Annotated in this window: 19 protein-coding genes; 17 read left to right on the forward strand and 2 right to left on the reverse strand. The window is 33.9% G+C overall.

The window, feature by feature from the left end; genetic code table 11:
• Positions 1-97: 97 nt before the first annotated feature.
• From J2Z35_RS03610 to asrC, 14 genes are all read left to right on the forward strand, one after another.
• On the forward strand, positions 98-1,426 hold the full coding sequence (locus J2Z35_RS03610; protein WP_209659451.1) for an MATE family efflux transporter: 1,329 nt from the start codon (positions 98-100) through the stop codon (positions 1,424-1,426).
• A gap of 56 nt (positions 1,427-1,482) precedes the next feature.
• On the forward strand, positions 1,483-2,565 hold the full coding sequence (locus J2Z35_RS03615) for a tungsten cofactor oxidoreductase radical SAM maturase (RefSeq protein WP_209659453.1): 1,083 nt from the start codon (positions 1,483-1,485) through the stop codon (positions 2,563-2,565).
• A gap of 445 nt (positions 2,566-3,010) precedes the next feature.
• Entirely contained in the window at positions 3,011-4,411 is a 1,401-nt protein-coding gene (locus tag J2Z35_RS03620) for an alanine/glycine:cation symporter family protein (protein ID WP_330623368.1), read from the forward strand.
• A gap of 148 nt (positions 4,412-4,559) precedes the next feature.
• Positions 4,560-4,841 (forward strand): hypothetical protein, encoded by a 282-nt coding sequence (locus tag J2Z35_RS03625; protein ID WP_209659455.1) that lies wholly within the window; start codon positions 4,560-4,562, stop codon positions 4,839-4,841.
• A 158-nt stretch (positions 4,842-4,999) separates the two neighbouring features.
• A complete protein-coding gene (locus J2Z35_RS03630; RefSeq protein WP_209659457.1) occupies positions 5,000-6,589 on the forward strand; it encodes a sigma 54-interacting transcriptional regulator in 1,590 nt (529 codons plus the stop codon).
• A 230-nt stretch (positions 6,590-6,819) separates the two neighbouring features.
• The gene (megL, locus tag J2Z35_RS03635) at positions 6,820-8,016 is read left to right on the forward strand and encodes a methionine gamma-lyase (RefSeq protein ID WP_209659459.1); all 1,197 of its coding nucleotides are present in this window, start codon (positions 6,820-6,822) and stop codon (positions 8,014-8,016) included.
• A 174-nt stretch (positions 8,017-8,190) separates the two neighbouring features.
• Entirely contained in the window at positions 8,191-9,363 is a 1,173-nt protein-coding gene (locus J2Z35_RS03640) for an RNA-guided endonuclease InsQ/TnpB family protein (protein WP_209659460.1), read from the forward strand.
• A gap of 502 nt (positions 9,364-9,865) precedes the next feature.
• Entirely contained in the window at positions 9,866-10,948 is a 1,083-nt protein-coding gene (locus J2Z35_RS03645) for a VanW family protein (protein WP_209659462.1), read from the forward strand.
• A 52-nt stretch (positions 10,949-11,000) separates the two neighbouring features.
• Entirely contained in the window at positions 11,001-11,699 is a 699-nt protein-coding gene (locus tag J2Z35_RS03650; protein ID WP_209659464.1) for a hypothetical protein, read from the forward strand.
• A 14-nt stretch (positions 11,700-11,713) separates the two neighbouring features.
• Positions 11,714-12,406, forward strand: a complete 693-nt coding sequence (locus J2Z35_RS03655) for a Crp/Fnr family transcriptional regulator (RefSeq protein WP_209659466.1) — start codon at positions 11,714-11,716, stop codon at positions 12,404-12,406.
• A gap of 224 nt (positions 12,407-12,630) precedes the next feature.
• Positions 12,631-13,431: a formate/nitrite transporter family protein gene (locus J2Z35_RS03660; protein ID WP_209659468.1), complete on the forward strand. Its 801-nt coding sequence runs from the start codon at positions 12,631-12,633 to the stop codon at positions 13,429-13,431.
• A 153-nt stretch (positions 13,432-13,584) separates the two neighbouring features.
• Positions 13,585-14,598 carry an anaerobic sulfite reductase subunit AsrA gene (gene asrA, locus J2Z35_RS03665; protein ID WP_209659470.1) on the forward strand — a complete coding sequence of 338 codons (1,014 nt, stop codon included), beginning with the start codon at positions 13,585-13,587 and terminating at the stop codon, positions 14,596-14,598.
• A gap of 2 nt (positions 14,599-14,600) precedes the next feature.
• Positions 14,601-15,392 (forward strand): anaerobic sulfite reductase subunit AsrB, encoded by a 792-nt coding sequence (gene asrB / locus J2Z35_RS03670; protein ID WP_209659472.1) that lies wholly within the window; start codon positions 14,601-14,603, stop codon positions 15,390-15,392.
• Between the two features lie 8 nt (positions 15,393-15,400).
• Positions 15,401-16,402, forward strand: a complete 1,002-nt coding sequence (asrC, locus tag J2Z35_RS03675; RefSeq protein WP_334300519.1) for a sulfite reductase subunit C — start codon at positions 15,401-15,403, stop codon at positions 16,400-16,402.
• Positions 16,403-16,473: 71 nt separating this feature from the next.
• Here asrC and J2Z35_RS03680 read toward each other — a convergent pair whose 3' ends face one another.
• On the reverse strand, positions 16,474-17,244 hold the full coding sequence (locus tag J2Z35_RS03680) for a DUF2087 domain-containing protein (protein WP_209659481.1): 771 nt from the start codon (positions 17,242-17,244) through the stop codon (positions 16,474-16,476).
• Positions 17,245-17,390: 146 nt separating this feature from the next.
• Between J2Z35_RS03680 and J2Z35_RS03685 the strand changes: the two genes are divergently transcribed.
• From J2Z35_RS03685 to J2Z35_RS03695, 3 genes are all read left to right on the forward strand, one after another.
• Positions 17,391-18,146 carry an exodeoxyribonuclease III gene (locus J2Z35_RS03685; RefSeq protein ID WP_209659483.1) on the forward strand — a complete coding sequence of 252 codons (756 nt, stop codon included), beginning with the start codon at positions 17,391-17,393 and terminating at the stop codon, positions 18,144-18,146.
• A gap of 119 nt (positions 18,147-18,265) precedes the next feature.
• Complete coding sequence (locus J2Z35_RS03690; protein ID WP_209659485.1) at positions 18,266-19,420, forward strand: alanyl-tRNA editing protein; 1,155 nt, start codon at positions 18,266-18,268, stop codon at positions 19,418-19,420.
• A 153-nt stretch (positions 19,421-19,573) separates the two neighbouring features.
• Positions 19,574-20,272 (forward strand): DUF2225 domain-containing protein, encoded by a 699-nt coding sequence (locus J2Z35_RS03695; RefSeq protein WP_209659487.1) that lies wholly within the window; start codon positions 19,574-19,576, stop codon positions 20,270-20,272.
• Between the two features lie 93 nt (positions 20,273-20,365).
• Here J2Z35_RS03695 and J2Z35_RS03700 read toward each other — a convergent pair whose 3' ends face one another.
• A complete protein-coding gene (locus J2Z35_RS03700; protein WP_209659489.1) occupies positions 20,366-20,914 on the reverse strand; it encodes a gamma carbonic anhydrase family protein in 549 nt (182 codons plus the stop codon).
• Positions 20,915-21,069: the final 155 nt, after the last annotated feature.

Raw genomic sequence — 21,069 nt, forward strand, 5'->3', positions numbered from 1 at the left:
AAACAGAGGTTTTGTGTTACAATATATTTTAATGCATTTTTGAAAATAGCACATTAATTAAGAAAAATATAAAGAGTTAACTATTGGGGTGAGACATATGAACATAGAATCAATCCTAAAATCAGAACAGAAAAGTCTTTTTTTGAAATTTTTACTTCCTAGCATCTTCGCAATGATAGGAGTATCTATAAATATCCTTTGCGACACCATATTTATAGGAAAAGGAGTAGGTCAAGACGGTCTTTCTGCCCTTGGAATAGCTATTCCAGTTTATAATATATACAATGCGATATCCCTTTTGATTGGAATGGGAGGAGCTACACTTTATGCCATAAACATTGGAAAGGGAAATCATAAAGAAGCTCAAAACATCTTCTCTGCATCATTATCCCTAGGTGTACTTGTAGGCCTTATCATATCTATACTTGGATTTATTTATTCTAAGGAGGTTTCTATTTTTTTTGGAGCAAAAGGAGAAATATTAGGCCTGACAGATGCCTATCTCAAGGTAATACTTTTGGCTGGATTCAACTTTATACTCTCTGGAATACTGGTTCCTTTTTTACGAAATGATGGAGCTCCAAGACTTGCTATGATAGCTGTAATTGCAGGAAATATGACAAATATAGTCCTTGATTATATATTCATATTTATATTTGATATGGGAATAAGAGGAGCTGCAATAGCTACAGGACTTGCACCTATCGTAACTCTTTCAATAATAGGATCTAGATTTTTATTAAAGGGCGGATCGTTAAGGTTTAGACTCCAAAAAATAAATGGCAAAATTTCTTCAAGTATTTTAAAGCTTGGGCTTTCAAGTTCATTTACAGAAGTCTCTGGAGCTGTGGTAATAATATCTTTCAACTACAGAATACTTGGACTCTTAGGGGAGGTTGGAATTGCAGCATATAGCATTATAGCCAATATTGCTATGATAGGGGTAGCTATCTTATCAGGAGTTGCTCAAGCTATGCAGCCTCTTATAAGCATCAATTATGGGGCAAAGGAATATAAAAGGGCAATAGATTTTAGAAAGCTTGGATTTATTTCTGCATTTTCAATTGGAATGATGTTTTTCCTTGTTGCAGGTATTTTTTCGGAACCTATAATTCGTCTCTTTAGTGTAGAGGAAAAATATCTTATAGATCTCACAAAGACAGGTATTAGGATTTATTTTACAGGATTTCTATTTATTGGTTGCAACATTGTCTCTATAGCATACTTTCAAGCTATAGGAGAAGCAAAAAAATCCAATACTCTTTCATTGTTTAAAGGTCTAGTATTTGTACTTTTTAACCTTATAGTACTTCCTTTTATTTGGGGGATTAATGGTGTATGGCTTACTATTCCTATTGCAGAGGCCATGACATTAGGAGTTTCACTTTTATTATTATTTAAAGTCAAAGAAACGAGCCGCCCTTAGATAATTTATGATAAAATGAATAATATAGAATATTCAGAAAAAAAAGAGGTGGAGGTATGGAAGAATTAGGATATAAGATAGTTTTTCCAGATAGCTTTACAATAAGAAAAGTATATATAGAGCTTACAGACAGATGTAATTTAAATTGCAAGATGTGCTATAGAGGTAGTTGGCTTGATCAAGCGAGGGATATGGAAAAGGGAAATTTCGACAAGCTAGTGGAGGATTTGAAGCAAGTGCAAAATCTGGAAACTGTGGTTCTTGGAGGTATAGGGGAGCCTATGTTTTGTAGGTATTTTGAGGAAGCTATCCATGCATTAAGAGACTATAATATAGAAATTACTACAAATGGCACTATGATAAATGAAAACAATATTGAGCTACTTATAGATACGGTAAATACTCTAACTATATCAATAGATGGACTATCAGAACAATTTTATGATATAAGAGGGACAGCTCTTGAAGATATTATAGAGTCTTTAGAGATGCTTAACCAAAAGAAAAAAGAAAAAAAGTCCAAGACTCCAAATATACAAATTCAGTTTGTTGGTTCAAAAGATAATATAAATGAGGTATATGGAGTAATAAAATTAGCAGGAAAGCTAAAAGCTTCTAAATTTATTTTTTCAAATGTAATACCACAAAGTGAGCATTACAAGGACAAAATACTCTATAAAGACAAAGGAGAAAATCCAGAGATGAATATTCTTAAAAAGAATCTCAGGACTGAATCTTTTAGATATGGCATGAGGCTTCTTATGGGAAATGGTGAACTCAAGACAGATAGGGGTTGCGACTTTATCGATAAGGTATCCACATTAATTACTGCTGATGGAAATGTATCTCCTTGTTATAGATTTGCTCATTCCTATAAAGAATATGTGTTTGGAAGAGAAAAAAATGTAAAAGCTCATTATTTTGGAAATCTTAAAACCCAATCACTATTAGATATTTGGAACTCTGAAGAGTACAAGAGGTTCAAATATAGGGTTCATACAGGAAACTATCCATCATGTATGGATTGTGATCTTATCAAAGGCTGTAGTTATACAGAAGATACTTCAGAAGATTGCTATGGACTCACTCCAAGTTGTGGAGATTGTCTATGGGCGAGAAAATACGTGATTTGTCCTTAAAGTCTACATTTAGTGTAGACTTTTTTTGTGGGAAATTTTTAGAAATTAAAAGGACTTTCATCTGTTGATTACAGGAAACAGTCCGCTTGATAATATTTTTAGTTCGTGTTCACAGGTTAAGTAAAACACTATTATTTCAAATATTTATAATAATTATAAATATTTGAAATAATAGTGTTGATAAATAATCAGAATAATAGTATTATTAAAATAATGATAATTAAATAACAAAATAAACAAAGAGTAATAATAGGAGGTGGGTAAGTAAATATATCAGAAAAATGCTGCAAAATCAGGTGTTTGCTATTTTGTTTTACTTTATTACAATTAAAATCTCACGAACAAATGTACTAATATTCAAACAATTGCAATGTATAAAAATTTATTTGCATTACTAACAATCTTATATCGTTAAAATTATAACTTAAATATTTTAGGGGGCATAATGATGGACTTATTTCAGATTGTAAATAGTATTAATAGTGTGCTTTGGGGACCGGTGATGTTATTTTTTTTATTAGGAACAGGGGTGCTTTTTACTTGGAAGTTGAGATTTTTGCAAGTAAGAAAGCTTGGTCAAGCTTTTAAGGAAACTTTTGGAGGAATTTTCAAGAAAAGTGATGCAGCTGACGAAGATGGAATGTCTTCTTTTCAAGCTTTATCTACAGCGATAGCAGCTCAAGTTGGTACTGGGAATCTAGCTGGGGTAGCAACTGCTATAGCTGCTGGAGGACCTGGTGCAATCTTTTGGATGTGGATTAGTGGATTCTTTGGGATGGGAACTATATTTGCTGAGGCTGTGCTTGCTCAGATTTACAAGACAAGAGTTGATGGTGAAGTTACTGGAGGGCCGGCTTATTATATAAGAGATGGTCTTAAGAATAAGTATCTTGCAGGATTTTTCTCTGTAGCTATAGTTCTTGCCCTTGGTTTCATGGGAAATATGGTTCAGTCAAACTCGATTAGTCAAGCTGTTACTGGGGCGTTTGATGTACCTGCTGTTGGAGTAGGAATTTTCGTGGCTATAATAGTGGGACTTATAATCATGGGAGGTATAGGCAGGATTGCAAAGTTTACAGAAATGGTAGTTCCATTTATGGCGGCTTTTTATATAGTTGGAAGTCTTGTTATAGTATTTATGAACTTTGAAAATATAGTGCCTGCTTTTCAGATGATAATATATGGTGCTTTTAATCCGATGGCGGCAACTGGTGGACTTATTGGGGCTACTGTGAAGGAATCTTTTAGATACGGTATAGCTAGAGGGCTATTCTCTAATGAGGCTGGTATGGGGTCTACTCCTCATGCCCATGCTGTTGCAAAGGTAAAACATCCAGGCAAGCAAGGTCTTGTTGCGATAATGGGTGTAGTTATTGATACTGGAATAGTATGCACATTGACTGCCCTTGTAATACTTACTACTGAAGCTTTGGGTACTGGACTTTCTGGAGCAGCTCTAACTCAGCAAGGATTTGTAAATGGTTTTGGAGGGTTTGGTTCTATATTTATAGCCATATGTCTATTCTTCTTTGCTCTATCTACTATAATTGGATGGTACTTTTTTGGAGAGTCAAATATAAGATATCTATTTGGTAAAAAAGGAATAGGTCTTTACAGAGTTATTGTTTTATTTTGTATAGTATTTGGAACAACTATGGAAGTAGAGCTTGTATGGGAGCTTGCAGATACATTTAATGGACTGATGGTGATTCCAAATCTTATTGCACTACTTGGAATGTCATCTCTTATAATCAAAGCTACTAATGACTTTGAAGACAACTTTGAAAAAGGTAAGCCTTCTAGCTTTGAAAATAAAGAAAAGGGGATAAGTAAAAATATATCTTAAAATGAATTTAACATCCTTTTAATCACCTCTTAACAATAGATGGGTATTTGTAAAATAAGATAATTAATAAGATAAGGGTTTCAAGTGAGATTTATGATTTGAAAATCCCTAAATTAATTATCTTAAATACTAACTAAGAGGTGATAATGTGGCTAGGGTATTAGATGTTATTCAGGAGTATAAGCTTCTAAAAACGAAAAGAGATTTTGTTGTGGTCAACACAAATGGTACGAGGGAATACCATTCTCATTTCGATAAAGAAAATGCTGCTCGAAATCTAATTGATATCCTTATAAAGAAAAAAATACCCAAAGGTCAATATTTTCTTGAAGCTGCAAAAAGAGTAACTATAGACAAAGAATACAACGAGAGACTTGAATTAATGGGAAGAAAAGGTAGAAAAGAAAAATATATAAACTGCCATAGATAGTGGATGAAAAAAGTCGGAGCGATTGTTTCGGCTTTTTTTAATATAAAGAATTTTTATTTATTTTAGTTTTAAAATTTGTATTTGAAGGTGGTATCTGTTGTTTTGTAATATAATGAATATATTGAAGGATTAAAGAGCAATCAAGAAAGGTTGATTTTATGACTAAATATATCCGTCTTGAAATAAAGACCCAAGATAAAATGGGAATCACTCTAAAAATACTTGGAGCAATTTATGATTCTAAAATAAATCTTCATTCCTTGGAAGTTTTTTCAAAAAAAATCTGTGTGATGATTGAAGATATAAAGAAAAAGGAAAAGCTAGAATTGATTGAAGAACTAGAAAAAATAGAAGATGTGATAAGTGTTAGAGAGCTTGAGCTTATGGGGTATGAAAAAAACGAAAGGAAGCTTAAGGCTATAATTGACTCTGTGGATGAAGGGGTCATAGCTCTAAGTGCGAACTTAGAAATAGAGTTTTTCAACAGCTATTGTGAGAAACTATTTGGTTATGAAAAAAATGAAATATTAGGAAGAAACATAAAAAGCTTTATTGGAAAACAAAGCAGTCTTTTGGAACTTATAACTAGTGGGAAAAGTTACGAAAATGTAGAAGTTTCTATTTCCAATGAAAAAGTGGATGGAAGGTACCTTGCAACTGGAAGAGCAGTTAAGGACGACGACCTCAACCCTATAGGCTCTGTCCTTACAATCAAAGATTTTCAAAAAGCTAGGGAGATTGCAGAAATAGTGTCTCTGGATGAATCGGGGTCTTTTAAGGAAATAGTTGGAAGTAGTACATCTCTTGAGAAGGTGAAAAAAATCTGCTCATCTATAGCCAAGAGTGACTCCACTGTCCTCATAAAAGGAGAGAGTGGGACCGGTAAAGAGTTATTTGCTAAAGCTATAAAAAAACTAAGCAAAAGAGAAAATCAAAGATTTATTACGGTGAACTGTGCGGCTCTTCCTGATGCTCTCATAGAAAGTGAGCTTTTTGGATACGAAAAAGGCAGTTTTACAGGGGCTCTAAAAAGAGGAAAGGAAGGACTTTTTAAAGAAGCGGACAAAGGAACTATTTTTTTAGATGAAATAGGGGAGCTTTCTTTGGGGGTGCAGTCAAAGCTTCTTAGGGTATTGCAAGAGGGAACTATAAGGAAGATTGGAAGTAGCAAAGAAGAAAAAGTAGATGTGAGAATAATATGTGCCACTAATAGGGATTTAGATGAAATGATGAAAAAGGGAGAATTTAGAGAGGACCTTTATTATAGATTGAATGTAATTCCTATAACTATTCCACCCCTTAGAGAGCGCAAAGAGGACATACCTCTTCTTATAGGTCATTTCATAAGAAAGATGAATAAAAAAGTTGGAAAGGATATAGTAAGTGCTAGTATGGACTATATCAACTACATGATGGAATATGACTGGCCTGGAAATGTAAGGGAGCTTGAAAACTCTATCGAAAGATCGGTAAATCTATGTGAGGGAAATATACTTACGAATAATTATATTTTTGTGGACGAAAAACCAAATGAAAATTATAATGAGGATTTTTTACAATATAAGGAAATGGCTTCGTTAAAAGAACAGGTGAAGGAGCTTGAAATTGAAATATTAAAAAAATCCCTTCAAAAAAACAAATCTATAAGAAAAGCAGCAAAAGAATTAGGTATATCTCACACTGCTTTAATTAAAAAAATTCAAAAATTAAACATAAGAATGGAAACTAAAGATACCGTTGGAAACTAAAGTTTCCTAAAATATACAAAATTGGAAACTTAAGATTCCGGAAAAAGTTTTTTTAGGGGCAGATTATAGAAAATTGCGAAAAATACTATGATAAAAATATGGCATGAAACTTGCGAATACTTATTAGTTATGTTAATAACAAATAAGAGTAAACCCACGTGTAGATGAAATGGTTCTTATGGGGAAAACTGTCTTATTATATTTATTATAAAAATTGATGGAGGTATTTTATGAGCGCTAACGTAAAAAACATGGGATTTGCTACAAAGACAATACATGGTGGATATCAAAAAAATGAAATGGGAGCACTGACAACTCCTATCTATCAGACATCAACATTTATGTTTGATTCTGCTGAGCAAGGAGGAAGACGATTTGCCCTTGAGGAAAGCGGATACATATACACAAGACTTGGAAACCCATCAAACACGCCAGTTGAAGAAAAACTAGCTTTGCTTGAAGGTGCAGAAGCTGCTATGTCTATGGGTTCTGGTATGGGAGCTGTAAGCTCTGCAATCTGGACAGCTGTTAAAGCAGGAGACCATATAGTTGCAGCGGAGACTCTTTATGGATGTACATATGCTTATTTAAGCCATGGAGTTACAAGATTTGGAGTTGAGGTTACATTTGTAGATACGAAAGACCCCCAAAAAGTAAAGGATGCTATGAGACCAAATACTAAGGTTGTATATCTAGAGACACCTGCAAACCCAACACTTGATATAGCTGATATTGCTGCTATAAGTGAAATTGCTCATCAAAACGAGGGCTGTATAGTAATGGTTGACAATACATTCTGTACTCCTTATATCCAAAGACCGATAGAGCTTGGAGCGGACGTAGTAATCCACTCGGCTACAAAATACCTTAACGGACATGGAGATGTAATTGCAGGATTTGTAGTAGGGAAGCAAGAGTTTATCAATCAGGTTAGACTATTTGGAGTTAAAGATATGACTGGAGCTACTCTTAGCCCGTTTGATGCGTTTCTTATAGCTAGAGGTATGAAGACTCTTCATATCAGAATGGAAAGACACTGCGAAAATGCTGTAAAGGTTGCAAACTTCCTTAAAGACCATCCAGCTGTAGACAAGGTTTATTACACTGGCTTTGAAGATCATCCTCAGCATGAAGTAATCAAAAAGCAGATGAGCCTGCCAGGAGCTATGATAGCATTTGAAATAAAAGGGGATATAGAAAAAGGGAAAAGAGTAATGGATAGTGTAGAGCTTTGCGTACTTGCAGTAAGTCTTGGAGATGCAGAGACTCTTATACAGCATCCAGCTTCAATGACTCATTCTCCATACACGCCGGAAGAAAGAGCAAAGGCAGGCATCAGTGACGGTCTGATAAGACTTTCTGTAGGACTTGAAGACCCTCAGGATATAATAAATGACCTTAATCAGGCCCTTAACTCTATACTTTAACAGAATTTAGGCAAGAAGTCCCCCACTGAGTTTTTTCTTAAATTCAGTGGGGGGATGAATTGCTTTTTTGTCTTAAAACAAAAAAATAATTAAGAACCCAGTTTTTTGAGTGAAATACTTGGGTAGATATAGAAGAACATATGTTTTGTGAATCTAAGAGAAAGGAGGATTTTCATGATTAAATGCCTAAAGACTGATTTTGTTACAACTAAGAGCAATCTAGATAGACTATTTGAGTGTAATCGTATTTCAGCTGAGGTATATAACAGCTGCCTTAAAATAGCTAAAGAGTATTCACTTAATAATGATGGTAAGTGGATAGGTAAAACTCAACTTCAAAAGGAACTAAAAGATAAATATCCCCTTCATAGTCAATCAGTACAAGCTGTTTGTCATAAGTATCTATTTTCAAGAGACGCTACCTTTAAAGCAAGAAAGGCTGGTCTTAAAAACAAATATCCATACAAGAAAAAGAAAAACTTCAATACTAAATGGGTAGACAAAGCATTTACAGTTCATCTAAATGGAAAAATAACTTTATCTATGGGCACAGGAAATGGCAAAAGAAGGGAGCCTATTACAATATGGGTAAAAAACCTTCCAGCTAATGATATTAAAGAAATAGAGCTTATCTATGACAGAAAGCTTATGGTTTCAATAACATATGATGATGAAGCAGTTATAAGTCGAAATACTGGAGATAATATCTGCAGTATTGACCTTGGAGAAATCCATACAATTGCCTCATATACTAAAAGTGAAAACGCCCTAATTATAACTGGAAGAAAGATGAGGTCAGTAAATAGGCTAAGAAACAAAAAGGTAGCCGAGCTTCAAAGGTTAATGAGTAAGTGTAAGAAAGGCTCAAGGCAGTGGAAAAAATATAGCAAAGCTAAGCAATATGTATTATCCAAATCAGACGCTCAAATTAAAGACATTCTTCATAAAACAACTAAAAACTTTGTAGATTTTGCTGTAAATGAAGGAGTTAAAGAAGTTGTCATTGGTAAGGTTGAAGGGGTCCAAAGAAACACAAAGGGCAAAAAGACAAAAAAGGTAAACCAAAAACTATCCAATTGGAACTTTGGAAAGCTAAAGGATTACCTTAAATATAAGCTAGAAAGCAGTAACATAACTCTTAATGAGATAGATGAAAGCTATACAAGTCAAACATGTCCTGTTTGCAGTAGAAAGAAAAAGATTTCTACTAGAAATTACAAATGCAGTTGCAGTTATACAGCCCATAGGGATATTCATGGTGCTAGAAACATACTATCTAAGCATTTGTATAAAGACATTAGATACATTGGAGATATCAAAGAAACAAAGTATCTACGGATAGCGTAAGCTAGAAGTAGTAGATGGCGTGTTCCCGCCCACTTAGACAGTGTTGCCTATTTAGAAAGCTTAGTATATTCACATGCCTTGCATGAAACAAAGAAGCAAACCTTCTTTGCTATTGAAGTGCCTAGCTTTTAATGATAGGAAACCCCCACTGAGCTACTGCATCAGTGGGGGGAGGTTCATAAATAACTAAGCTTTGAGTTCAAAGCCATTAGTCTTGAAAAGGATTAGTGGCTTTTTCTTATTATTAAATTTGTAAAAAAAAAATTTATTGTTATTTTATTCATTTTTACGTAATCTGTTGAAATGTCATAGTTGTGGGTATGATGTTAATATATTTGTAAAGATTCATTGTATTATCTTAAATATAATATTATTATATTTAAGAATACATTAATATAACATATTGATTATAGATTAATAAAAACTAATCTATTAAGCAGGTTATTTTAAATATTAATACTTGTTATTTTGACATGGCATTTGACCTGAAAGGAATGATTTTATGAAATACAATAAATATATACTAGCTTTTGCTTTAGCGACTTTGATTACGTCAACCTCTGGAACAGCAGGTGTATTTGATGTAATCTCAAGGGGAAGTATTATCAATGAAAGTTTTGCATCTGGTACTATAGCGGATGACTATATAGGAACTCTTGAGGTTGTAAATGGAATTGGCAAATCTTATTCATTTGATGCCACAAAGGTTTTCAAATTTCTTCCGAATCCATATGGAGGAGAGATGCTCCTTCAAATGGACGAAGTAGTGTTTTCGAGAGAGCTTTCTAAAATGGCAGATACATTAAGTATAAAAGCTGTTGATGCATCTACAAAAATTAGCATGACAGGTGAGAGAACATCTCTTACAGAATCGGTCCTTGGAATCGATATGGATGTGGACACCGTAAGACAAGAAATAATAATGAGAGTTAAAAACAAGGATTACACTCCTTATGAGGCAGCATTTTATTTTGGGAAGGCTCCAAAGAGAACTACAGATGAAATGAAAAAAATAAACTTTGTTCTTTCGGAATTTTCCACTAGATTTGACAGCAATGTAAAAGGAAGATCTCAAAATATATCACTTGCAGCATCAAGTATAGATGGTACGATATTAATGCCAGGAGAAGAATTCTCTTTTAATAGGACAATAGGACCTATAACTACTGCAAGGGGATATCAATATGCTCCTGTAATAGTTTCTGGAGAATTTGTGGAAGGTGTAGGAGGAGGGATATGTCAGGTATCCACAACTCTTTTTAATGGAGTACTTAGATCTGGACTTCAAATTACAGAAAGAAGACCTCATTCTCTGCCTGTTGCATATGTACCTCGAGGAACGGACGCAATGGTATCTTCAAGCTCTGATTTTAAATTTAAAAATAATTTAAATAGCCCAATATATATTCAAGCATTTGTCCAAAACTCAAGAATTAATTTCAAGATTTATGGCAGTCAAGCTGATAATAAAGATGTGAATATCAGTGTAAAGAACACAGGAGAAAGAAGATATCAGCTAACTAGAACCATAGATGGTAGGACGGATAACTTCTACTCTACCTATAGAGAGCCCAACATAAGATAAAAGTATATAACTGTTCACGGAAATGTAATAAAGTTAAGAAGGGCTGATATAGATGGATTCTAAAAAAACTAATATTATTATAATATTACTAGCATTGAGTGCAATAATAGCAGCATATTTTGCCATTCAGTTTTTTAGCAAATCAAATGAAGATGTTTTAAGAGAGTCCATGGTAGATGAAATCACCAATGAGAAGACTGAGGAAAAAAAGTCCTACGAAAATGAGAAAGAAGAGCCAAGAAGTTTGACTCCTGAAGAAAATGAAGTAGAGACAAATACTGAAGAAAAAGTCCCTTTGGAAAATGAATCTGAAAATAATAGACTCAGCCCAGCAATGAAATTAAAAGAAAATATAGACACCATAACAAGTCAATTTATTCAAGTTGAAAGTATGCTCAATGAAGCTGACCAGTATTCGTGGTTTGATGACAATCTAGAGATGCATGTAACAAGCTATGGAAAAAATACTGACCTTTATAAAATAGAGGCTAGAGATAGAGATATGAATTTTGAGATTTATTATTGGGAAAATCAAGTTGTTTTCATACTTGCCGTTCCAACAGAAAATATCGGCGAGAAAAATGACAAAGGACAGCCCATAGGGTATAGGATGTATTTTAGAGAAAATAAAATGATAGCTTCTACTGATCTTGACTTTAATCCAGTGGATCCTAAATCTAATGATTTCATTACTATGGAAGATTTTACTCTTAGGCTTTCTTACTATTTTTATCTCTCACATATAGAATGATAAGAGGTGGTATATTGCAGAGTTTTTTGCCTCACATAAAAAATCTCAAGGGTTGGGAAACTTTAAATGACGTTACAAAGAAAAAACTTATCAACCTTTCAAGAGGGCATGTTGTTAATGAAGATACTATTTTATACCTTGAAGGACAATCTGATGTCCCTATATTTATTGTCCTAAAAGGATACGCCATCCTTTCTAAGTTTTCAGAAAAGGGAGAAGAAAAAATCCTCTATATATTTAGTGAGGGGGAGTTTATAAACGAACTTGCTGTGGATTTTCAAAAGACATCAAACAGCACTAGGGCCTTAAAGGACAGTATACTTATAAGCATAATGGCAAAAGACCTCCTAAAACTCATGGAGGAAGATTTTAATCTTAATCTATTAGTTTTAAAATCTTTGAGCAAAAAAGTCAGAAGGACTCAAAGGCAAGCACTAAACCTTGGGAGGCTAAAGACAGGACAGCGGATAGCTTCAAGGCTTTGGAAACTTTCAAGAGATTATGGTATAGTCCTAAAAGACGATAGCGTACTTATAGATTTGCCTATAAATCAAAGCAATATAGGTGCTATGGTAGGGACATCAAGAGAGACTGTAAGTAGATTTATTAAAAAACTGGAAAATGAAAATGTACTTTATTTAAAAGGGCATAAGATAGTGATTAAAGATAGAAGTGCACTTTTGAATTATGTAAAGCTTGATGACTAATCATATTAAAAGCACTTTGGAGTTTTTTAAACTTCAAGGTGCTTTTTTATGTCCTTAGAAAAGATTAAAAAGGATTGGATACTTCTTTTTAAGAAATAGTTTATCGAAATAAATTTATATTTGAAAACTGTGATAAATGTCACAGAATTTCCCCTAAAACAGTGTTATTTTATTGATATGTTATTAACAAGATAATCTTTAAGGATGATTAGGGAGGGCTTTTTATGATGAATGTTAAGGCGGCGGACAAAGTCTCGCAGATGGCAATTGCTAGAGTAGAAGGACGAAAAGATTTAATAAAGTACATAATAATGTCTATAATGGCGGGAATGTTTGTTGGAATCGGTGTTGTGGCGAGTTATTCGATAGCATCACCTTTTGCAGCGGCAGGGTCTCCAGCATTAAGACTAGTGATGGGTTCAGTGTTTTCCATAGCTCTTACTCTTGTTATGTTTACAGGGGCTGAGCTTTTTACAGGAAACAATATGATAATGACAATTGGAATGATGAAAGGCAAGGCTTCACTTGATGATACTCTTGCAGTTTGGATACTTAGCTTTATTGGAAACTTTGTAGGCTCACTTATTATTGCATATCTTATGAAGCTATCTGGACTAATAGATATTGATCCTACAAATTCACTTTTAGTTTCTGCAACAGCTACTAAAATGAATCTTCCTATCACAGCTTTAATAATCAGAGGAATACTTTGCAACCTTATGGTATGTATAGCGATTTACACATGTCAAAGAACAGAAAATGATGCAGCAAAACTTGTAATCATATTGCTTTGTCTTCTTGCTTTTGTAGGTTCTGGATTTGAGCATAGTATAGCAAATATGACACTACTTCCTATGGGTATGTTTGCTTCATCTGACCCAACTATTACTATGATGGGTCTTATTAAAAACCTAAGCTTTGTAACTCTTGGAAACATGATAGGGGGAATAGTGTTCGTAGGTTTTGTATACGGATATCTAGGACTTGATAAAAATGATTCTGGCAAGGCTAAAAAAACAGCTTAAAAATACAATATTTCTCTATAAACATAAAAATGCACCTAGGTGCATTTTTTAATATTATCCCTTCCTGTGATAATTATCACAGAAAAAATTTTTAAAAAATGATAACTTATTGTTACTGCTTTAACAATTATTAAAATAAGAGGAGGAATTACTTTGGGTTACGAACTATCAAATGCTAAGTTTGACGAAATTTTAGTTGAGCTTTCCAAGGAATATGAAATCCTTGCACCTTTTAAAGTAAAAGGCGGAGGAAGATATTCTGATACTGACAACATAAAATATAAAAAAGTAAAAACATTAAATGATATAGAGTATAGACAAAAATCTATGTTTTCTGCAAAAGAAGTAGTATTTCCAGCTACTGAGACGCTATTTCACATTCAAAACGATGAAGTTATAGAGCCTGTACATACATCTAAGAAAAGACTGGTTTTTTTAAGGGCCTGTGATATCCATGCTATGGATAGAGTAGACAATATATTCCTTAAAAATGGACTTATAGAAGATCCATACTACAAGAAAAAAAGAGACGAAGTGAGCTTTGTTCTTATGGGATGTCCAAAGAGCTTTGAAAACTGTTTCTGCGTATCTATGGGAACAAATATTGCAAAAGAATATAGCATGGGAATAGATTTTAGGGAAGAAAATGTAAAAGTAGAGATTAAGGATAAAAGCCTTGCTAAATATTTTGAAAGTCAAAATGAAATCCCATTTGAGACCTCATTTGTACTTGAAAACGATACAAAGGTAGCTACTCCAAATCCAGAAAATATAGACCCTTCATTTTTCAACGATGAAATGTGGGAAGACTATGCAAAGAGATGTATTGGATGTGGAAGATGTAACTTCTCATGTCCTACCTGTTCATGCTTTACAACTACAGATATTTCATATGATGACAATAGTGAAGTAGGGGAAAGAAGAAGAGTATGGGCAGGATGTCATGTTGACAAATTTACAGACATGGCAGGAGGTCATAGCTTTAGAAATGATTATGGCTCAAGGATGAGATATAAGACTATGCACAAGGTATATGATTATAAAAAGAAATTTGGAGACCATATGTGCGTAGGCTGCGGAAGATGTGACGACAGATGTCCTGAGTATATATCCTTTGCAAACTGTATCAATAAAGTAACTGAAAAAACAGGCAAGGAGGTACTTTAATCATGCAAAATCCATATATTCCAGTACCAGCTGAGATAACTAAAATAGTAAAGCAAACTGATATAGACTATACATTTTTCGTAAAATCAGATATGAATCTAAAAAGCGGTCAATTCGTACAACTATCAGTACCAAAGGCAGGAGAAGCCCCTATTTCTGTAAGTGATTTCAAAGATGGTGAACTTGAGATGACTATTAGAAAAGTTGGAAAAGTTACTGATGAGATATTCAATAAAGAAATAGGAGACAAGCTTTATATAAGAGGGCCTTATGGAAATGGATTTAGCCCAGAAGACCACTATGGTAAAGAACTGATATTAGTTGCAGGTGGTACAGGACTTGCACCTGTAAAAAACTTTATAAATCACTTCTATGACAACCTTGACAAGCTAAAGAGCTTTAGAGTAATAGTAGGTTTCAAATCAATGAAAGACAGACTCTTTGTAGATGAGCTAAATAAATGGAGCCAGAAGTTCCCTGTAAACATAACCCTTGATAGACCAGAAGAAGGCTGGATAGGAAGCACAGGATTTGTTACAGACCATATCAACAAGATGCTGATGAAGGACATGGAAAACACCCATGTAGTAATAGTAGGACCACCACCAATGATGAAATTTACTGCCCTTGGATTTTCGAAGATAGGTCTAAAGCAAGAACAAATCTGGATGTCCTTTGAGAGAAAAATGTCATGTGCACTTGGAAAATGTGGACACTGCAAGATAGATGAGACATACGTATGTCTTGAAGGACCAGTATTTAGATATGACAAAGCTGTCAATCTTATAGATTAGGAGGGGAAATTGTGCTGGATTTAAATACTAAAAAGATAAAGAAAAATGCATTTAGGATTACAAAACATAGAGGTAAGACAGCTATAAGGATTAGAGTGCCTGGTGGAGAATTGCCAGCTGATATAATACCTATACTTTATGAAGTTGCCACAAAATACGGAGATGGAAAACTTCATATCACTACAAGGCAGGGATTTGAGATAGCTGGAATCGACTTTGAAGATATGGAAGCTGTAAATAAAATGATTAACCCTGTAATAAAGAACCTTCTAGTAGAAGAGGGAGTAGAGGGAGTAGAAGACGGAAAAGGCTACCCTGCTGCAGGAACTAGAAACATATCATCATGTATAGGAAACAAGGTCTGTCCATACGCAAACTACAACACAACAGCCCTAGCTAGAAGGATAGAAAAGGCTGTATTTCCCCACGATCATCACTTTAAGATAGCAACTACAGGATGTCCAAACGACTGTATCAAGGCTCATATGCAGGACTTTGGAATAATAGGAACTGCTAAAGTAGAGTATGATTACAGCCAGTGCGTAGGATGTGAAGCTTGTGTAAAAAACTGTAAGAAAAGAGTAACTGGTGCCCTTGAAATGAAAAATGGAAAAGTAGTAAGGGACGAAAAAAGATGCATAGGATGTGGAGAGTGCGCTCTTACTTGTCCTACTCAGGCTTGGAGCAGAAATGAGAAGAAATACTACAGAATGGTAATCATGGGGAGGACAGGAAAGAAAAACCCAAGAGTAGCCAGAACCTTCCTAGAGTGGATAGATGAAGAAACTATAGTGAAGGTAATAAAAAACACATATAGTTTCGTAGATGACTATATAGATAGATCCCTTCCAAAAGAGCACGTAGGCTATATAGTGGATAGGATGGGGTACAACATATTTAAAGAATATGCTTTAAAAGACGTAACCCTTCCAGAGGGAGCCAAAGTAGCAGAGTATATAGACTTTGGAGGATACAAATACGAAAAGGATGCATTTATGGTAAATCCTTAAAAGTACAAACGCAGATTCTAAAAGCATGTGACTGAGAATTTTACCCTCTTTCACATGTTTTTTTAAATTCACTATTCCTTGACCCAGTACTTAGAGCCATCATTTTCTCTATCCATAAATCCATATTCTATAAGGTATCTCCTTATAAGGACATGATCAGAATATATTGATTTTAAAACCTCATTTACTTCCCTTTCTGTGTAATATGCTCCCCTTTCAAATCTTTTGATAAGATGACGAAGGATGGCAATCTTACGTTTTTCCTTTCTGATTGGGAATGTACTAAGGGGCCCGTCAAGTCCTTCTTTAAAATACATTTTTAGTATAGCTTCGTTTTCTTCATTTGTTATTGCATATCTATCATCTATCATGGTGGCACCTCTGTGAAGAGGGACAAAGTCATCTTTTTCGTCCCGTTTATTTTTCTCATCAAGTAGCTGCATTATAGCTAAAAATACCTTAGACTGCTTTTCCTTTTCCTTCAATGTAAATCTTTGATTTCGAACTGTTGAAGGACTTCCTCCCTTTTCCTTTACTATTTCATTGTCGCTAAGTCCCTCATAAAAAAACTGAAGTAAACTTTTTTGGGTATCTGTAAGCCCTGTGACCTTTTTGTTTAGATTTACAAGGTAGTCAAACATAGAATCATGGTCTTTGGCTATATGAATCTGGGCATACTTTTCTGCTTCATAATACTTTTCATCTTCCTTGTATATTACTCCTTTTTCGAAAGACTCTCCGCAGACTAGGCAGATATATTTGTTTGTATCTTTATCTTTTATATATCCTTTTGCCATATCTTTGCAGGAAGCCTTCCAAAAAAGTTCTGAAATTTTTTCCATAAACAAAACCTCCTTTTGTTTTTAAATTTATAAACATTATAACCATATGTTTATAAAAAATCAATACGTTGTTTACGAAATTGTAAATGTGGTATTCTATAATGGCAAAGATTATCAAAACGAAATATGGAAAGGACGTAATATATATGAGATTAATATCTTGGAACGTAAATGGGATTAGAGCTTGTGTAAAAAAGGGTTTTTTGGACTATTTCAAGGAAGTAGATGCTGATATTTTTTGTATACAGGAAAGCAAACTTCAGGAGGGGCAAATAGAGCTTGAACTTGAGGGATATAATCAGTACTGGAACTATGCTATAAAAAAAGGATATTCTGGAACAGCAGTATTTACCAAGGAAACTCCTATTTCTGTAACCTATGGACTTGATATAGAGCATCATGACACAGAAGGGAGAGTCATCACAGCTGAGTATGAAAAGTTTTATCTTGTAAATGTATATACCCCAAATTCTCAGCCTGAGCTTGCAAGGCTTGAGTATAGAATGCAGTGGGAGGATGATTTTAGGGAATATCTTCTAAGGCTTGATGAGAAAAAGCCTGTCATACTTTGCGGAGACTTAAATGTAGCACATACGGAAATTGACCTTAAAAATCCAAAGACAAATAGAAAAAATGCTGGTTTTACAGATGAAGAAAGGGGCAAATTTACAGAGCTTTTGGAGTCTGATTTTATAGATTCTTTTAGATACCTTCATCCTGAAGTTGAAGGGGCATATACTTGGTGGTCATATAGATTCAACGCAAGGGCAAACAATGCTGGATGGAGAATCGATTATTTTGTAGTTTCAAAAAAACTCAAAGACAATATAAAGGGTGCTGAGATTCATCCTGAGGTGATGGGATCTGACCACTGCCCTGTAGTTTTAGAAATTGAGATATAAGTTAGCTATATTAAAATTTAAAAACTGGATATAGATTTTTAAAACTGAGGGAAATAACAAAATAGTTGTATTAAATAAAATAATTTTATTAATTTAAGAAATAAAAGGGAGTGGCTTAATTGACTGAAAAGCTATATTATAGTGACCCGTATATAAAAGAAGCAAAAGCAAATATAATTGATATTATTGAAGAAAATGGAAAAATAGAGATTGTTTTAGATAGGACTATTTTTTATCCAGAGGGTGGAGGGCAGCCTTCAGACATGGGATATATAGATGATATTCCTGTGGTTCATGTAAGGATAAAAGATTCTGTAATATATCATGAGGTGACTGAAAAACCTGAAACTAAAGAAGTGATCTGCAAGCTGGATTTTAAAAGAAGATTTGACCATATGCAGCAGCACTCAGGAGAGCATGTCCTTGCAGGTACTTTTTACAGACTTTTTAAGGGCAACAACAAAGGATTTAGACTAGGGGAAAACTATGTAACTATTGATATAGATATAAAGGTTATGACGGATGAGATAATAGAAGAGGCTGAAAGAGAAGCAAATAAAAGTATATACGAAGATATAGAAGTAGAGGCTATATTTAGCGAAAATGGAAATATAGAAGGTATTCCTGTAAGGAAAGAAGTATCTGTTGATAAGAATATAAGGGTAATAAAGATGGGTGATGTTGACTGTTGTGCCTGCGGAGGTACCCATGTAAAAAGAACAGGCGAAATAGGAATAATAAAAATCCTAAAGACAGAGGCATACAAAGGAATGACTAGAGTATACTTCAATTGCGGAGAAAGAGCTCTAAAGGACTATGAGCAAAAGAACAATATAATTAAAACTCTAAAGAAAATATATTCATCTGAGGAAGACCTAATCATAGACAAGGCACTAAGACAAAAGTCTGAGCTAGATGAAGTAAAAAAATCTCTATCCCTGATGAAGAAAAAAATTGCGGAAATAATAGCTCGATCAGCGGATATAAAAGACAATAAGTACTTCTTTATATATGATGACCTAGATTTTGAAACTCTCCTTTTGATGGAAGATATCCTAAAAGAAAAGACAGATAGTCTAGTTCTTGGAAGCCTTATTGACAAGAGGGTTACCGCAAATACTAAAGATATAGATTTTAATATGGGAAGATTTTTTAAAGAAAATATAAATAATTATAGGGGAAAAGGGGGAGGACCTAAAGACAAGGCTCAAGGAGTCTTTGATGATGAACAAGGCTTGAAGGATTTTGCCGAGCTTTTAAAATCAAAAATTTAGGTGTAAAACAGAAATATCTAGTTGTAAATAGATTTTTTCTAATTATATTTGCCTAAAAATAAATTTATATGATACTTTGTCCCTTCTTTTAAATAGTACCTATTGACTAAAATATATAGGTGTTATATTATAGTAATATAAGGAGGGGGTAAAATGAATTTACTATATGATAAAAAAGTTTCTTGTCCAAATTGCAAAATTGATTTTACAACTAAAAAGCCCTTCAGCACTAGGCTAAAAGTAGATAAAATAGAATCTGACAATCATAAGATTTATAAAAATATAAATCCATATATTTATGAAATAAATGTTTGCCCTCAGTGCGGAATGGCATTTGGAGAAAAAGCGAATACAAAGCTCAACGAAGATAAAATAAGAAAAATACTGGATTATTTTATGAATATCAATGATTTTAACAAATATACTTCTGAAAGGTCTATGGAGGATGGAATTAGGGTATTCAAGTTAGCACTTCACATAGCGAGTCAAATATCTGAACCCAAGTATGTGATTGCGGGACTAGCACTCAAGGTAGCTTGGCTATATAGAGAGTTAGAAGAGGCTGCTATGGAGAGAAAATTCTTGGAAATAAGCTATCAAAACTATAAGTTCACATATTCAAATGAAGATTTTGAATCGGTGGGATATCAAAAGTATTTTATAATATATACTATTGCAGATCTTAGCAGAAGACTTGATTATTTTGAGGATGCCAGAAGATGGTATGGAGATTTATTTGCTCTTAGGAGTGCAGTCCCAAGACAGATGATGATTAAAGCTACTGATATGTGGGGAGATTACAAAGAAGAACACAATAAAAGAGAACTTCAAAATCAGCCCATAGGGGCGTGAATTAAATTAGATAAATAGCAAAAAGCTGAAGGATATATTTCTTCAGCTTTTTGTGAATAAAACAAGATTTAATATATTAGTGATTTGATTTTTCTATACAATCTCTTCTCCATTATATCTTTCTCCATCTATATCTGGAGTAGTGCCGTATCTTTCTGACCACAGAGTCTTATACTTCACTGCTTGAGAATGAATTTTCGATATATCTTCTGGAAGTTGTTTGATTATCTTTGCAGGAACTCCCGCAACTAAAGAAAACTCAGGCACTTCAAAATTTTCCTTTACAACAGCTCCAGCGGCTATGATGCTTCCTCTTCCAATTTTTGCTCCATTTAATACTGTCGCTCCCATACCTATTAAAACATGGTCTTCTATTGTGCATCCATGAATTATGGCTCTGTGTCCAATTGTAACAAAATCCCCTATTATAGTTGGATGATTGTCTCCTACGTGGACAGTACTATTGTCCTGCACATTACTATATCGTCCGATTGTTATGGAATTTACATCTCCTCTTACCACTGAGTTAAACCATACGCTGCTATACTCCAGCATAGTAACCTTACCTATAATATGACAGCCCTCTGCCACAAAAGTTTTTACATCTATAGTAGGGCTTTGCTTTTCAAAATCTTTAAACATAACATACCTCCCAATGTGTTTATAGTGATTTTTATAGTCAAAAAATAAAATCATAAAAAGAATATTTTTAAGTACTAATATACCCATTATACATAGTATATATCAAAATGAACTAATAGAAAGCTTCATTTTAAAATCGGGATTTGACAGTATAA

Source organism: Acetoanaerobium pronyense, assembly GCF_017874355.1.
In the GTDB taxonomy this organism is placed as follows: Bacteria; Bacillota; Clostridia; order Peptostreptococcales; family Filifactoraceae; genus Acetoanaerobium; species Acetoanaerobium pronyense.